We start from the raw sequence: 14,947 nt of genomic DNA on the forward strand, positions 1-14,947 counted from the left end.
TTGCTTGGGCTAGCCTTTTGTTTCATCGATTCATTTTACTATTTTTACTGATTGCCTCCAACACAGCATGGAGCGCCAACGTCATTTCCATTATCGACGACGTTCACGATGCCACCAATATTGGCAACAACGGGGCTTACTTTATCGATCCAAGCGCAAGCCTCTCTCTTGAAGACGTACAGTCCGATCAATACAGCAAGCAATTTCGTCCACTGAATCGCGAGTACTTACAATTTGGCTTTGTACAAGGCAATATCTGGATTCGTAACGACATCGCCATTAGAACCACCAACAGCACACCTATATTATTAGAGATCAATTCGCCAAGACTGCAGTATCTGGACATATACTTACCCAATTTGTACGACACGCAAGTTCAAGCCGAATTGGGTGGTGCACGTCCTTATACGAACCGTCCGGTGAAAACGTCCAATTATGTATTCCCAATTCCACCCAACACCCCACCTGTCTTCACTTTGTACATCAAGCTGTCATCGTATCTGCCGATCAATGCACAGATTGAACTCAAAACACTGTCTAAACTCAGTCAAGATACTCAGTACAATTTAACCCTCACGGGGTTATTGATCGGTATACTGCTGACTCTTTTCGTGTTTAACGTGTTCTTTTTCATCAGAACCTCGCACCCCATGTATTTAATGTACGGGATTTTGCTGATCGGCATTGTGATATTACACTTATCAATCCACGATCAGATGTCACAGATCTTTCCGGACTACACAAATGTGCAAGAGCGAATTTATAACTTAGCGGCACTGTCCTGTTTGTGCGCCATTGTGTTTTTCTCTCGACTTTATCTTGATAACCGCACTTATTTACCCAAAATGGACAAGGTATTGTTGGCGATTGGCTTTATTAACGCCTTGTTTGCTGTCTTGTTTTTAGTGTCTCCCGAAAAAATACACATTATTGCCTTGTCGTGCATGATGATCAGCACGCTGATCATACTCACCATACACGCCATTATTGCCTTTATTAATAACGTGCCTTTTTCGCAATACTATCTAACCGCGCGACTTACCTTATGTGTGGGGTATTTTACTTGGATCTTATCTGTGTATGGCATAGTGCCCAGCATGGTTATTTTTCAGTGGGGTTTGACTGTGACCATCATTATTGAAGCCATGATTCATTTTACCGGCATGATTGCGCAAACCTCTCCTTTACTACAGAGGCAAACTCAAAGAACGCCGCAAACTGAGGCTAAGGTGACGGATCTATTGTCGGATGTGTCCAGCCGATTACGCCGACAAACACACCTCATTGGCAGCGCTCTTTCTTGCCTTGAGCAAACTGTAGAGTCAAATGACAATAAAACATCTATTAATAACAGTCAGGTCGCGAATAACAATATCCAAAACTTAATTGAGCGTTTGGACATGTTTAGTCGACTCAACGAGTCACTGACTATCGAACAACCTACGCCGCAGCCACTTAATCAACTCATTGATAACGCCTATAGCAACACCCAACGGTTAGATCAAGACAGCGCTGTAATCGAAATAATCACTCATAAAGCGGATCAAGTAGAAATTTTAGAAAACGCGCCTTTACTCCAACATTTAATCGAGAACTTGGCGCAAGAATGTAAGCACTTTACCGATCAAACACTCACAATTAACATAATGCGTCATGAAATTAACCGAGAGGGTATCATGCTTTTGGAGCTAAACTGTTACCCACTTCCTTCTCGAACACGCACCACGACTGACAGCTTGGATTTAGGTATGCACTACATCACCATGCTAATCCAGCATTTAAAGGGGCAGATCCAATTTTCCGAAAACAACTTGATGCGAAGTGCCAATATCCAAATCCCTATTCGTGCGCATATTCGTCCTATAAATACAGACACAGCACATCAGCATCATTTCGATATTGTATTGTTTGGTCAAGCGGACAGCGACCTGCAAAAAACGCTCAGTTTATTGCAAAGCCATACTAACAAAATTGAGCATTTTACCACCCTTGATAGCCTCTTAGAGCACCTAGAATTACCCGCTTTGAGAACCACAGGGACAATTATTTTGGTCTTTGATAACGGGGGTCATATCCCTCACATCACCCAACAACGATTATTGCCGTTGATGCGCGAAGAAGACCAATGCTTACTGATCAGCAACAATGTTAAAATGTCGTTAAATTATGCGAAGAAGCTCGGCTTTGATGAATTACTGACCAGCGTCGAACTGGATAACCAACTTGAGCCGCAACTTTCGCGTTTAATGCAACGGGGCGATCGACTAAAGAGCAACACCTTGTCGCGGATCAACCCATAGAGCAAAATACCTTGATGTCATTCTCGGAACCTTAAATAATATCGATGAGAGGAAAAAATATGGACTGCTTATTTTGCAAAATCGTCAACAAAGACATACCCGCTACGATTTTATTTGAAGACGAGGACGTGATTGCGTTTGAAGACATCATGCCGCAAGCGCCTAGCCACTTCTTGGTAATACCAAAACGTCACATAAGCACGCTCAATGACCTTACCGATGAAGATGCTCCCATCATCGGTAAGTTACAAATCACCGCGGCAAAGGTGGCTAAGCAAAAAGGTATCAGTGAAGCAGGTTACCGAGTAGCAATGAATTGCAACCAAGATGGCGGACAAACCGTATATCATATTCACATGCATGTATTAGGCGGCCGCGCTATGACATGGCCGCCAGGTTAATATTGAGAGGAAACAAAATGATCTCTTTTTTGGACAAGGCAGTACTACAGTTTGATCGAGCATTACAGACTCTGGTTCCCCACGCTGCCAATGCGTCTCGCCCGTCACCAGCTAACCCGATAGATGAAGGCGAACTGACACAACAGGAACGCCTTCACGCCTCCGGTTTAATGCGTATTAACCATACAGGAGAAGTATGCGCCCAAGCCCTTTATGCAGGCCAAGCCACCACCGCAAAACTTCCCGCCGTTCGTGACGAAATGGAACATGCGGCCAATGAAGAAATCGACCACCTAGTGTGGTGCGAACAACGCCTTTACGATCTTGGCAGTAAACCCAGTGTATTAAATCCCTTGTTTTATGGGGCGTCTTTTGTAATTGGTGCAGGTGCAGGGCTAATCAGCGACAAACTAAGCTTAGGTTTTGTCGCCGCCACTGAAGACCAAGTTTGTATGCACCTTGAAAAACACATGGCCACTTTGCCTTCTGCCGATGCGAAGAGCAAAGCCGTACTAGAACAAATGCACATAGATGAAGCGCGCCATAAAGCAATGGCACTTGAAGCTGGCGGTTATGAATTTCCACGACCAGTCATGTCAGTGATGACGCAAGTGTCAAAAGTAATGACCACAACGACCTACCGGATGTAATCATGAACAGAGACCTTCACTCCATTCGCCGAGACTATAATTTCGACGACCTTTTGGAAGAGCAAAGCGGATCAGAGCCGTTTGCCTTGTTTGATACCTGGCTTGAAAAAGCCATTGAAGCATGCCCGGATGATCCAACAGCCATGATGCTAAGTACAGTTGATACCGATGGTTGGCCCCATGCTCGTGTTGTCTTACTAAAACAACGAAACGACAGCGGGTTTTCTTTTTTCACTAATTATGACAGTGAGAAGGGTCAACAATTAGCGCTGAATAATAAAGCCTGTGCCACCTTCTTCTGGCCGGCGTTATCGCGACAAGTGCGCGTTGAAGGCACCATCGAAAAAGTAGAACGCAGCGTCTCTGAACAATACTTTGCCAGTCGCCCTCGTGGCAGTCAGTTAGCGGCGAGAACGTCTCAGCAGAGCGCTGTCATTAAAAACCGTGAACATTTACAACACGCGTTTGAACAAGAAGAGCAAGCCTTTGCTGATCAAGACGTGCCCTGCCCTGAAAACTGGGGTGGGTATGTTTTACGACCTCACTTTGTGGAATTCTGGCAAGGTCGACCCAGTCGACTCCATGATCGAATTTGCTTCACCAAGGAAGCCACGAGCTGGGTTAAAACACGAAAGGCACCCTAAATCTAAACAGATACGCTCATTTGTTAGAGTTATCGACTTAATGTCGCCCTATTAAAGCAGGTATCGGAACGTTAAACTGATCCGTTCCTGCTTTATCTTCTTTCGTACAGGCAAGGTATGTTGCCACAATACTTGCGTCGACGCCGACATCACCAACCAACTTGCGTCTTCCAATTCCACAGTGTGCTTTATTTTATGATTGGTTTTCAACCGAAACACAAAGCTTCTCGGCGCGCCAATGCTTAACATAGCAATAACTGGCGCAGGCCCTAGTGACTTCTCATCGTCTGAATGCCACCCCATATACTCTTCGCCATCTTGATACCAGTTCAGTAACACTGAGTTAAATGGCTGTTCAGCCAACTTTTCAGCTTCTTCCTTTATTGGCAACAACCAATTTGGCCAACCATTTCCTTGATGGTCTTTCCCTGAGTAGCGATAACAGCACCCCTCTTGTGCTACAAAAGCCACTTTTCGTGGCACCAGAATGTTCCGACCAAACATCGACAATTGTTCACGCTCCCAATGCAATTCAGCCTTGAGCGCATCCATCAGTGACGAGGTGCTTGAGCTAAAAAATGAGTATCGGTATGATGGCTTGGTTTTTATTTGACGATTCACTTTGGACCTCAATGCAATCCGCTTACAACACCCAGAAACGCAGCGCTTTTTTAGACGTTTATCGCGGCTCGGCGGTGTTGTTGATGATGATTTTTCATTTTTGTTGGGACTTACGTGATTTTGATTTTCTCACTTTCTCTATTCACGACCCTTTCTGGGTGTATTTTCGCAAAGTCATTCTGTTGCTTTTCCTTAGTGCGGTAGGCTGGTCCAGCTATCTGGCTCATATCTCAATGAAACAGAAAAAAGCCCCTTTTTGGCGACGAGATGCCAAACTGTTTTGCTCAGCCGCTGGTATTTCTCTAGTGACCTATCTTGCTGTTCCAGACCAGTGGATTTACTTTGGTATTTTACACTTTATTTTTATCGCTTCCCTTATTACAAGACCTTTCGCAGGCTGGCCTATTGTTTCAGCCCTTATTGGAGCAAGCATCGTTTTTCTTTACCAACTCACACACTGGCTACACTTCCCCAACGCCTTTGCCATGATCACTCAATATATTTCCTTACCGAGCAGAACCCTAGACATCGTTTTCCCCTTTCCTTGGCTTGGTGTGGTCTTAATAGGTCCTATAATCGGCCACTTACGCTGGCACCAATGGTCTCTCCCAAACAATTTGCTGACATCTATATTGGCTTACATGGGACGCCATGCGCTGCCCTTTTACTTATTGCATCAGTTGGTACTGTATTCCTTGGTCGCCTTATCTAAAATCATAGCCACCAGTTTATTATGATGATTTTTTGCCCCTAAGCGACGTCACTTTCAATAGAAAAAAATAGATTTTTTTTACGTTTCTATATTGCCAATGGCTAACTTTAGAAGCTCGAAGGCAAGCAAAGTAAGTAGGCACTTCACTGGGGTGTCGTTTCCTATTTTGGTACTTTTTTCAAGTCTTGATTTTAGACGAATACATCACTATTGTTCGCGTCTAAATCACTCGCTAAACACTACATCTAGTGTGTTGATCTAAAAACACACACTACATAGTGTAGATTATCTCTTTTACTACGCACAATTGGGAAGTTAAGTCATGAGCACTCTCACAGTTACTAAACGTAACGGGACGACCGAAAACATCAACCTAGAAAAAATTCATAAAGTCATTGCTTGGGCTTCTGAAGGGTTAGACAACGTCTCTGTTTCCCAGGTGGAATTAAAAGCACGCATCCAATTTTTTGAAGGTATTCGCACCACAGACATTCACGAAACCTTAATCAAATCGGCAGCCGATTTAATTTCTGAAAGTACGCCCGATTATCAATACCTTGCCGCTCGCTTGGCTATTTTCCATTTGCGTAAAAAAGCCTTTGGTGATTTTGAGCCACCGCACCTTTTTCAACACGTCAGCAAGCTGGTTCAACAAAAGCGCTATGATTCGCAACTATTGGAAAACTACACAGAAGAAGAGTTCGATACCCTAAACTCCTTCATCGATCACTCTCGCGACATGGATTTTTCTTACGCGGCTGTAAAGCAGTTAGAGGGGAAATACCTAGTACAGAACCGTGTTACCGGTGAAATATACGAAAGCCCTCAGTTTATTTATATTCTTGTGGCGGCGTGCTTATTTGCTAATTACGACAAAGTCGAACGTTTGAATTTGATTCGTCGTTTTTACGATGCAGTTTCTAAGTTCAAGATCTCTTTGCCAACCCCTATTATGTCAGGCATTCGCACACCAACACGTCAGTTCAGTAGCTGTGTATTGATCGAATGTGGCGACTCCCTTGATTCCATCAATGCCACGTCCAGTGCTATTGTGAAATACGTCAGTCAGCGTGCTGGAATTGGCGTAAACGCTGGCGCGATTCGTGCTCTTGGTAGCCCTATTCGTGGCGGTGAAGCCTTCCACACAGGTTGTATTCCTTTTTACAAACACTTCCAAACAGCCGTGAAAAGCTGTTCTCAAGGGGGCGTTCGTGGTGGCGCAGCGACGGTGTTTTACCCAATCTGGCACCTTGAAGTCGAAAGCTTATTGGTGCTTAAAAACAACCGTGGTGTAGAAGAAAACCGTGTTCGTCACTTGGATTATGGCGTGCAATTTAACCGCCTGATGTACCAGCGTTTGATCAAAGGTGGCAACATCACACTGTTCAGCCCATCTGACGTGCCTGGCTTATACGATGCTTTTTTCGCTGACCAAGAGGAATTCGAGCGTCTTTATCACTTATACGAACAAGACTCTTCGATTCGTAAGCAAACGATTAAAGCGACAGAACTCTTTACTTTATTCGCTTCAGAGCGCGCCAGCACCGGCCGTATTTATTTACAAAACGTCGATCACTGTAATACGCACAGCCCTTTTGATCCTAAGGTGGCGCCGGTTAAACAAAGTAACTTGTGCTTAGAAATTGCCTTGCCAACTAAGCCATTGAACAAAATTGATGACCCAGACGGTGAAATCGCCCTTTGCACTTTATCCGCATTTAACCTGGGCGCACTAAACAGCCTAGATGAACTGGAAGAGTTGTCTGAATTGATCGTTCGCGCTCTAGATAGCTTACTGGATTACCAAAACTACCCTATTCCGGCAGCCCAGCGCGCCACAGAACTGCGTCGTACTCTAGGTGTGGGTGTCATCAACTACGCCTATTACTTGGCAAAAAATGGCGTTAAATACTCCGACGGTAGCGCCAACGCACTGACACACAAAACCTTTGAAGCCATTCAGTATTTCTTATTAAAAGCTTCTAACAAGCTTGCGAAAGAATTCGGTCCTTGTTTAGCTTTCGACGAAACAAGTTACTCCAAAGGCATTTTACCGATCGATAGCTACAAAAAAGAAATCGATAAAGTGGTGTCCAATGAGTTGTTTTACGATTGGGAAAGCTTACGTGCCGACATCGTTGAGCATGGGTTACGTAACTCCACTTTGACCGCATTGATGCCGTCTGAAACTTCTTCGCAGATCAGTAACGCCACCAATGGCATAGAACCACCACGTGGTTTTGTTTCCATCAAAGCCAGTAAAGACGGCATTTTGAAACAAGTTGTGCCTGAATTTGAACGTTTAAAAGCGGACTACGAATTATTGTGGACGATTCCATCCAATGATGGCTACTTGCAGTTGGTTGGGATCATGCAAAAATTTGTCGACCAAGCTATTTCGGCCAACACGAATTACGATCCGCAAAAATTTGAAGCACAAAAAGTCCCCATGAAAGTCATTTTGAAAGACTTATTAACGGCCTACAAATTAGGCGTCAAAACGCTTTACTACCACAACACTCGTGACGGCGCCGATGACAAGCAAGAAGATATGGACGATTGTGCTGGCGGCGCATGTAAAATTTGAGCCATTCATCCACTGGCTGCGTAATAATGACGTAGCCAAAAGCCAACCGACATTAGTTCGTTTAATGGCCTATTAACAACCCAAGGCACTTTTTGAAAAGAAAGTGCCTCTCGCTTTTGAGGAATACCCTGAGACATGAGTTACTCAACTTTTAACCGCAAACACTTTGACAGCACCAAAGAGCCTATGTTCTTTGGTGAGAACGTCAACGTGGCGCGTTACGATCAACAAAAACACCCTATTTTTGAAAAACTGATCGAAAAGCAACTGTCCTTTTTTTGGCGTCCAGAAGAAGTGGATTTGTCGACTGATCGTAAAGATTTTCAACGCCTTGAAGCCCATGAACAGCATATTTTTCTCAGCAACCTGAAGTACCAAACCCTTCTAGATAGTGTACAGGGACGCTCTCCAAACGTGGCATTTTTGCCTATCGTTTCCTTACCTGAGCTCGAAACTTGGATTGAAACCTGGTCATTTAGTGAAACCATCCACAGTCGCTCCTACACTCATATCATTCGTAACATTGTGAATGATCCGACTAAGATCTTTGATGACATAGTCACCAACGAAGAAATTACCAAGCGCGCAGACAGTGTGTCCATTTATTACGATCGTTTGATTGAAATGGTCAATATTTACAACACCATGGGCACGGGCACCTTTAATATACCGGGCAAAGGAGACATCAAAATCTCCATGCCAGCGCTGAAAAAAGCCCTATATCTGACCATAGCATCCGTCAACGTGTTGGAAGCCATTCGCTTTTACGTGAGTTTTGCTTGCAGCTTTGGTTTTGCTGAACGTACCTTGATGGAAGGAAATGCCAAAATCATCAAGTTGATTGCACGAGATGAAGCTCTTCATCTTACTGGCACTCAACATATGTTGAATCTAATGGCATCGGGCAAAGATGATCCAGAGATGGCCATTATTGCCACAGAGTGTAAAGACGAAATGCGTGACATTTTTATTGAGGCGGCTGAGCAAGAAAAAGAATGGGCCAACTACCTGTTCAAAGACGGCTCCATGATAGGGTTGAATGCACAAATTCTGGGTCAATACGTGGAATACATCACTAACGTGCGTATGCAAGCGGTTGGTTTAGAACCTCATTTTGCTACTAAGAACAACCCAATTCCATGGATCAACGCTTGGCTTGTGAGCGATAACGTTCAAGTTGCTCCGCAAGAAGCGGAAATCAGCTCCTACCTAGTTGGGCAAACAGACAACAGTTTAGATGATTCTGATTTCGATGACTTCGACCTCTAACCCAAAAACACCTATACAAGACGCGCCTGTTCATCGCGTCTTGTTAGGTAAAAAGCAAATTCTAGTCACAGAAAATGAGCCATTATTAGTTCAACTAGAGCGAGCTGGTATCCCAGTTGAATACCAATGTCGCGAAGGTTACTGTTCGTCTTGTTCAATCAAATTGTTGCGTGGCCAAGTGATCTACCCCTTTGAACCCCTAGCCTGGGTGCAAAGCGGTTATTTACTTGCTTGCTGTGCGATTGTAAAAAGCGACATTGAAATCGCTTTTTTCGACTAGACATCAAAGGTATCACCCAAACAGTTAAGACAAAGTTCGGTATCCTGCGTAAATCCGCGTTATCGTGGTGATCCAACAAACCACTCCGAAGCCGTAAGCTAAAATAGGAAAATACGTTGGCACCAGGCAAATCAGTATCAGAAACGCAATGGTTTCAGCGCCTTCTGCCAACCCGCCAATAAAGTACAAGGATTTTCGGCCGTAATCCAAACGCTCAATTTGTCGTTTTTCCGCCATAATAGCAAAGGCCAAAAAACTGCTGCCGGTTCCCATAAAAGACAATATCAAAAAGCTCGCTGCTAGAGCGTTGTCTGCCGGGCTCATTAAAGCGAAGCCGAAGATAACCGCAGAATAGAATATAAAATCCAGTGTAATGTCTAGATAGCCGCCCAAATCCGTTGGCCCCTGAACTCGCGCCACCGCGCCATCTAGGCCGTCCATCAAGCGATTAAACACCACACAAATCAACGCCAGCGACGTGTTCCCCATATAAAGAGCCGGTACGGCCATCATTCCGACAACAAACCCCACCAGAGTAATCCAATTGGCTTGAATGCCACATTTATCGATCACTTTCGCCGTGAGACGCAAGGGTTGCTTAAAACAGCGAATAAAAAAAGTATCTAGCATGAAAAGGACAGCCTCATTACAGAAAAATAGGGGTAAGATTTTGTATAATACACCTAATCTACTTTATGATGCCCTAAGCACACATTATTTCGACTTATCCTTCCGAAAAAAACAAGGCTATTATGATACACGTAAAACAATACGGCTCCGCTGGCCCACATCTCATTGTGATTCATGGGTTATTTGGTAACGCAGACAATTGGCACTCAATCGCACAAACCTTGGCTGAGCATTTTATTGTGCATTGCATTGATTTGCCGAATCACGGTCGTTCAGACCCTATGCCAGAAGCCACTTACCCTAAAATGGCGAACGCCGTGCTGGATTGGGCAGCTTCAAACGGTATCACCGAGTTTTATTTATTAGGGCATTCCATGGGGGGAAAAGTGGCGATGCAAATGGCGTCGATCGCTACTGATATCCAACAAGTCAGCATCAGCAAGCTTATTGTGGTGGACATTGCACCGGTAGAGTATCAACCTAGCCATACAAAAATATTCCAAGGCTTGCAGGCGATCAACGAAATCTCGATAGGGTCAAGAAAAGAAGCTGACACGGTATTAAGTCAGTTTGAGCAAAATACGGCGATCAGACAATTCTTACTTAAGAATTTAGTACGAAAAGACAATGGCTATGGTTTGAGTCTCTCTGTCGATAACATTGCGAACAGCTACCCTACCATATTGCAAAAGCCACCTATTGAGCATCCTGTCAACACGCCTACCCTGTTCATCAAAGGCGAAACTTCCGACTATATTGTGGCCAAATATCAACAAGCTGTTGAGTCCTTGTTTCCAAACGCCAGCTTTAAAATCATTTCAGGTGCGGGTCATTGGCTACACGCTGAAAAGCCTCTACCTTTTACCAGCCTGGTAAAACGTTTTTTACTGTAAAAGCTAGCATTCTTCCTCAGAGCATAATCCATAATGCTCTTTGAGGTAGGAAGCCGATGGTAATACCACGCTGTGAGATTTGATTAGGTATGGGTTAAAACTGACCTTTAGCTTGTCTGGATAAGAAGGGGCTAATAGCTTTTCTTTGTTTTGCCATGTTGATATTTTTTCGGCCAATGCTTCTAACTTTGCCGCCGTGTCCGAATAAACCGCAAACATAGAACCGGCGCGCACAAAAGCATAGGAAGGACCAATCATCACTTGGCGCTTGTGGAATAATAACCTAAGCACATCTTGTGCAACGCCTTTTTGATACAATTCAGTGTCCACCAGCGAGAAAATCAGCGCCGAGTCCTCAAGGACGAAGTTGATCGACTTCAATACAGAAAGACGATCGGTTGCCGTTTCAAAAAAACGAAATTCAAAACTGTATTCAGCGCCTTTCTCCATCATTGCCTGTTGATCAATCAACAGGGTGTCGCTGTGCACTATCGCCAACGGTTTTCGATCTAACCAGATGCCTTGCAACAACTTAAGGCGAGTCTCAAGAGGCGCACCAGAGAAAACCGCCGAAGCCGATAAAGCACAGTTTAAGTGTATCTTGTCGTATTCTTCTTTGCCGACAAACAGCGCGATCACCACCCCTTTGGAGCCGACGCGACAGACGCCCCGGAAACTGTTCACTCCTACGGTGACGATCACATCCTTCTCCGTAATCTCAGCAGAACGAGTTAAAAACACCGCTCTGCGGACCGGAATCACATCGGAGTCCACGGTTAACAACCGAGAAAGTTGAAATGACAAAGCGCGCGCTGAACTTTCCTCGGTATCATGCACCAAATACACCGACGCCAAGGGCTTTGTTGAGCACAATAAAAACAGCAACAAAAAGCAGACAGTCAGCATGCGCTTGCCCTGCTTAATGCCATGTTCTAAGCAAATTCTCTTCACCAGACTAAAACGAAATACTGGTAAAAATATAAGCAAATGAATCGTCTGTGTAATTATTATGTTTAGAGACAAGTGCGTTATTATTCAAATACGTTTCCATACCTATTCCCATCCTTGCTTTTGAATAGCCTCCTAAAGGCAACTTGTAAGAAAACCAGGTATTGAGCAATTCATAATCATACCCACCCAGTTCTTTTCCATACCAGTAATAACTTTGCAGCGACCAGCGATCACTGATTGGCACACTGCCAAAAAGCGATATCATCACCGGCGTCGTGGCATCAATCAGTCTTTTATTGTCGGTGTCCGTATCCTGATAAGCGTACGTAAAACGGGTTAAAGCGCCAGAGCGAAAGCGCCAATCCAGCTCAACTTCAACGCCATTAATGGTCACATCTTCCGTGACGCCTTCCTCAATGGGCGCATCTACCTTGCTAAACGCAGAGAAATACTTCCGACTCAGCACCATGTCTTTTACTTGATCTTGGTACAGCTTTACATCGAATGATACACCTTCACTCGGCCAATAATGATAATACCCTAGCTCGTAGGAGGTAATTTTCTCTTCTTTTTCACCATCTTGAGCATACGTGGTGGTAGAACTGGCACCATTTGATAAAACATAATGCCACTTCATAAATTGATCTGACAAATCAGGCGTGCGAACCGCTTGAGAAACATTAAAGCGAAACGATTCTTGCTCAGACAGCTTGTACGTCACACCCAGTTTAGGCGACAAAAAGATATCGCTCATTTGACTGCGTTCCAGCATAGCGCCCGTATTAATCACCCAGTGATCACTGGCTCTGTATTCTAAATTAGAAGATATACGAAACACTTCATCGCTCGCCGTACCAGACAAATAATGCTCGGACTCCGCTTCGTCTAAACGATAACCGACGGCGGAAATCAGTCGTAGCTTATTCGTGGCTTCCCACGTACTTTGCAATTCGATGTCGTGGCGAGTTTCTTTCAAATCCACATCGTAAGAAGCCGTGACGGGGACTGTGCTTGTCACACCAAATAGTTGCGCATAAAAAGCAGGAGAAAGCTCAATATCATGATTTTCGTTCGAGTCCGATTGATCATAGTAATATTGGATTTTCACATTATGATCTGCCGACACTTGTTTGCTATAACTTGTCTTAATGTGCTCACGATCAACAAGGGTGACAGGGTCATTGAGGTCACTTGCATAACCTTGGTTGCTTGACCCTTGTATATTGTCCTTAAGCGAACTGGCTCCAATATCGAGATCAAAAAAACTGGTTGCCGTTTCTTTTTGGATAAACACATTACCCATACGGGTACCGTGCCCATCGTGGCGCTCATCGCCTTCTGCATCCACATCAAAGCCTTCAACATTACTGGTCGACGCCGATGCACGGTAGCTCCAGTCCCCTTGCAAACCACTATGCTGCCCATACAGCCTATAATCGCCACGAGAGCCAGAATATGCCGTAATGCGATTACCTAATGTCTCCAAAGGAGAGCGAGTAATAATATTGACCACAGCAAAAAAGGAGTTAATGCCATAACTCGCTGCATTAGGGCCTCGATTGACTTCCACCCGGGCCACATCTTCAATACTCAATGGCAAGGTAGCCCATTCCACTCGAGCCAAGCCGGCACTGTACACAGAACGTCCATTCACCAACACCTGAATACGACGATATTGCTCAAGTTCCGTACCATGATAAGACGCTACTTTTTCACTGGAACTGTAATAAGGCGTAACGGAAAAACCTGGCACAAAGCGCAATAAATCCTCCACATACTGCACGTTAATGCGACGAATGAAATCACCGTCTAACACCGACAAACTAGACGACACATCTACTCGTGGCTGAGCTATTTTAGAGGGCGTAACCACCACAGGAATTTGATGACCGATTTCTTGAGTTAAACAAAGATCCGACAAGCACAAGTCAGGTAATGGGTCAGGTAAAAAAAACGCATCCGGTGAGTCTGCCCAAATATTGACGCAGAACACAGAAAGAATTGCGATAAGTGCAGTACCTAATTTGTTAAAAAGACGATCAAACATGCCTATTTCAACCTGTATTCATCCGCTAAGTAAGTGCCCAAAATACGTACCTCTTCGGAAAAAAACCGCAGTTCATCTAACGCGGCTTGCATCGCTGGAGATTGAAAATGCGCCTCAACATCTACGTAAAACTGAGTGGCGGTAAAATTACCATTCACCATATAACTTTCCAGTTTCAACATATTAATTCCTTGCGTCGCAAAGCCTCCCATTCCCTTGTAAAGAGCGGCAGGTATGTTTCTTACACGGAACATAAAAGACGTAATGTAGGTAACACCGTCTTCATAAATTGGCATTTTTTGTTGTCGAGCAAACACCAAAAAGCGCGTTGTATTACCAACCGAATCGTTGAAGTGAGATTTTAAAACCTTTAAGCCATAAAGCTCGGCGGCCAATTCAGAAGAAATAACTGCCAAACCAGCCTCTTCATGTTCGGCGATATGTTTTGCAGCACCGGCTGTGTCATACATCGCCTGCCCTTTGGCCCCTAAGCTTTTGATGTTGCCATCACATTGCGCTAAGGCTTGCGGATGACTACCAATTCGTGTGATCTGATCCAAAGCCATGTCGTGTCGTGCAATCAAACAATGATTTACCGGCTCAAAATGCTCTTTCACTACGTACAATTGCGTACGTTTAAGTTCTCGGTAAATTTCTTCGACGCGCCCCGCAGTAGAGTTTTCGACGGGGATCATGGCGTAATGGGCTTCGCCACGCTCCACCATCTGCAACGCATCAACAAAGGTAGCGCAATGTATACTTGTTAGGTCAGGAAAGGTGTGCTTACACGCTAAATGTGAATAAGCACCTGGTTCGCCTTGATAAGCGACAAGCTGCATGGCGTCGTAGGTTATGATTTGGTCTGGCATAGTGAAATCTGTTTCTGTGATATATTTTCGTTACATTAGCAAATTGACGCCACGTTTTACACAAAAATGACACTTAACACACAATCTCTCATT

14 protein-coding genes are annotated in these 14,947 nt (G+C 44.4%); 9 read left to right on the forward strand and 5 right to left on the reverse strand.

Features of this window, described 5'->3' with window-relative positions:
- Positions 1-17: 17 nt before the first annotated feature.
- From J9B83_RS08595 to pdxH, 4 genes are read left to right on the forward strand one after another with little or no spacing between them, the layout of a single operon-like run.
- Complete coding sequence (locus tag J9B83_RS08595) at positions 18-2,300, forward strand: 7TMR-DISM family protein (protein WP_211536349.1); 2,283 nt, start codon at positions 18-20, stop codon at positions 2,298-2,300.
- A 59-nt stretch (positions 2,301-2,359) separates the two neighbouring features.
- Positions 2,360-2,701 carry a histidine triad nucleotide-binding protein gene (locus J9B83_RS08600; RefSeq protein ID WP_211536350.1) on the forward strand — a complete coding sequence of 114 codons (342 nt, stop codon included), beginning with the start codon at positions 2,360-2,362 and terminating at the stop codon, positions 2,699-2,701.
- Positions 2,702-2,718: 17 nt separating this feature from the next.
- Positions 2,719-3,351 carry a 2-polyprenyl-3-methyl-6-methoxy-1,4-benzoquinone monooxygenase gene (gene coq7, locus J9B83_RS08605; protein WP_211536351.1) on the forward strand — a complete coding sequence of 211 codons (633 nt, stop codon included), beginning with the start codon at positions 2,719-2,721 and terminating at the stop codon, positions 3,349-3,351.
- A 2-nt stretch (positions 3,352-3,353) separates the two neighbouring features.
- A complete protein-coding gene (pdxH, locus tag J9B83_RS08610) occupies positions 3,354-3,995 on the forward strand; it encodes a pyridoxamine 5'-phosphate oxidase (RefSeq protein WP_211536352.1) in 642 nt (213 codons plus the stop codon).
- A gap of 51 nt (positions 3,996-4,046) precedes the next feature.
- Here pdxH and J9B83_RS08615 read toward each other — a convergent pair whose 3' ends face one another.
- Positions 4,047-4,547 (reverse strand): alpha-ketoglutarate-dependent dioxygenase AlkB family protein, encoded by a 501-nt coding sequence (locus J9B83_RS08615; protein ID WP_236037209.1) that lies wholly within the window; start codon positions 4,545-4,547, stop codon positions 4,047-4,049.
- A gap of 26 nt (positions 4,548-4,573) precedes the next feature.
- Between J9B83_RS08615 and J9B83_RS08620 the strand changes: the two genes are divergently transcribed.
- The 4 genes from J9B83_RS08620 (at position 4,574) to yfaE (ending at position 9,464) form a co-directional block, all read left to right on the forward strand.
- On the forward strand, positions 4,574-5,353 hold the full coding sequence (locus J9B83_RS08620) for a heparan-alpha-glucosaminide N-acetyltransferase (protein WP_236037210.1): 780 nt from the start codon (positions 4,574-4,576) through the stop codon (positions 5,351-5,353).
- Positions 5,354-5,650: 297 nt separating this feature from the next.
- Positions 5,651-7,915 (forward strand): class 1a ribonucleoside-diphosphate reductase subunit alpha, encoded by a 2,265-nt coding sequence (nrdA, locus tag J9B83_RS08625; RefSeq protein ID WP_211536353.1) that lies wholly within the window; start codon positions 5,651-5,653, stop codon positions 7,913-7,915.
- Positions 7,916-8,050: 135 nt separating this feature from the next.
- The gene (gene nrdB / locus J9B83_RS08630; protein ID WP_211536354.1) at positions 8,051-9,184 is read left to right on the forward strand and encodes a class Ia ribonucleoside-diphosphate reductase subunit beta; all 1,134 of its coding nucleotides are present in this window, start codon (positions 8,051-8,053) and stop codon (positions 9,182-9,184) included.
- The gene (yfaE, locus tag J9B83_RS08635; protein ID WP_211536355.1) at positions 9,168-9,464 is read left to right on the forward strand and encodes a class I ribonucleotide reductase maintenance protein YfaE; all 297 of its coding nucleotides are present in this window, start codon (positions 9,168-9,170) and stop codon (positions 9,462-9,464) included. Before nrdB ends, yfaE begins: the two co-directional genes overlap by 17 nt.
- Before the next feature lie 24 nt (positions 9,465-9,488).
- Here the strand turns inward: yfaE and J9B83_RS08640 are convergent, their stop codons facing one another.
- Positions 9,489-10,094 (reverse strand): CDP-alcohol phosphatidyltransferase family protein, encoded by a 606-nt coding sequence (locus J9B83_RS08640; RefSeq protein WP_211536356.1) that lies wholly within the window; start codon positions 10,092-10,094, stop codon positions 9,489-9,491.
- 122 nt (positions 10,095-10,216) lie between these two features.
- Here J9B83_RS08640 and J9B83_RS08645 point away from each other — a divergent pair, with 122 nt between their 5' ends.
- Complete coding sequence (locus J9B83_RS08645; protein ID WP_211536357.1) at positions 10,217-10,987, forward strand: alpha/beta fold hydrolase; 771 nt, start codon at positions 10,217-10,219, stop codon at positions 10,985-10,987.
- A gap of 3 nt (positions 10,988-10,990) precedes the next feature.
- Here the strand turns inward: J9B83_RS08645 and J9B83_RS08650 are convergent, their stop codons facing one another.
- From J9B83_RS08650 to J9B83_RS08660, 3 genes are read right to left on the reverse strand one after another with little or no spacing between them, the layout of a single operon-like run.
- Positions 10,991-11,893 (reverse strand): hypothetical protein, encoded by a 903-nt coding sequence (locus J9B83_RS08650; RefSeq protein ID WP_211536358.1) that lies wholly within the window; start codon positions 11,891-11,893, stop codon positions 10,991-10,993.
- A gap of 49 nt (positions 11,894-11,942) precedes the next feature.
- Positions 11,943-13,985, reverse strand: coding sequence for a TonB-dependent receptor plug domain-containing protein (locus J9B83_RS08655; RefSeq protein WP_211536359.1), 2,043 nt, complete (start codon positions 13,983-13,985; stop codon positions 11,943-11,945).
- 2 nt (positions 13,986-13,987) lie between these two features.
- Entirely contained in the window at positions 13,988-14,854 is an 867-nt protein-coding gene (locus tag J9B83_RS08660; protein ID WP_211536360.1) for a prephenate dehydratase, read from the reverse strand.
- Positions 14,855-14,947: the final 93 nt, after the last annotated feature.

The organism is Marinomonas vulgaris (genome assembly GCF_018145875.1).
In the GTDB taxonomy this organism is placed as follows: Bacteria; Pseudomonadota; Gammaproteobacteria; order Pseudomonadales; family Marinomonadaceae; genus Marinomonas; species Marinomonas vulgaris.

What these genes read in the sequence shown, in the direction of transcription:
- J9B83_RS08600 (WP_211536350.1), top strand. Translation starts at nt 2,360, where the DNA reads ATGGACTGCTTATTTTGCAAAATCGTCAACAAAGACATACCCGCTACG.
- coq7 (WP_211536351.1), top strand. Translation starts at nt 2,719, where the DNA reads ATGATCTCTTTTTTGGACAAGGCAGTACTACAGTTTGATCGAGCATTA.
- pdxH (WP_211536352.1), top strand. Translation starts at nt 3,354, where the DNA reads ATGAACAGAGACCTTCACTCCATTCGCCGAGACTATAATTTCGACGAC.
- J9B83_RS08615 (WP_236037209.1), bottom strand. Translation starts at nt 4,547, where the DNA reads ATGGATGCGCTCAAGGCTGAATTGCATTGGGAGCGTGAACAATTGTCG.
- J9B83_RS08620 (WP_236037210.1), top strand. Translation starts at nt 4,574, where the DNA reads ATGAGTATCGGTATGATGGCTTGGTTTTTATTTGACGATTCACTTTGG.
- nrdA (WP_211536353.1), top strand. Translation starts at nt 5,651, where the DNA reads ATGAGCACTCTCACAGTTACTAAACGTAACGGGACGACCGAAAACATC.
- nrdB (WP_211536354.1), top strand. Translation starts at nt 8,051, where the DNA reads ATGAGTTACTCAACTTTTAACCGCAAACACTTTGACAGCACCAAAGAG.
- yfaE (WP_211536355.1), top strand. Translation starts at nt 9,168, where the DNA reads ATGACTTCGACCTCTAACCCAAAAACACCTATACAAGACGCGCCTGTT.
- J9B83_RS08640 (WP_211536356.1), bottom strand. Translation starts at nt 10,094, where the DNA reads ATGCTAGATACTTTTTTTATTCGCTGTTTTAAGCAACCCTTGCGTCTC.
- J9B83_RS08645 (WP_211536357.1), top strand. Translation starts at nt 10,217, where the DNA reads ATGATACACGTAAAACAATACGGCTCCGCTGGCCCACATCTCATTGTG.
- J9B83_RS08650 (WP_211536358.1), bottom strand. Translation starts at nt 11,893, where the DNA reads ATGCTGACTGTCTGCTTTTTGTTGCTGTTTTTATTGTGCTCAACAAAG.
- J9B83_RS08655 (WP_211536359.1), bottom strand. Translation starts at nt 13,985, where the DNA reads ATGTTTGATCGTCTTTTTAACAAATTAGGTACTGCACTTATCGCAATT.
- J9B83_RS08660 (WP_211536360.1), bottom strand. Translation starts at nt 14,854, where the DNA reads ATGCCAGACCAAATCATAACCTACGACGCCATGCAGCTTGTCGCTTAT.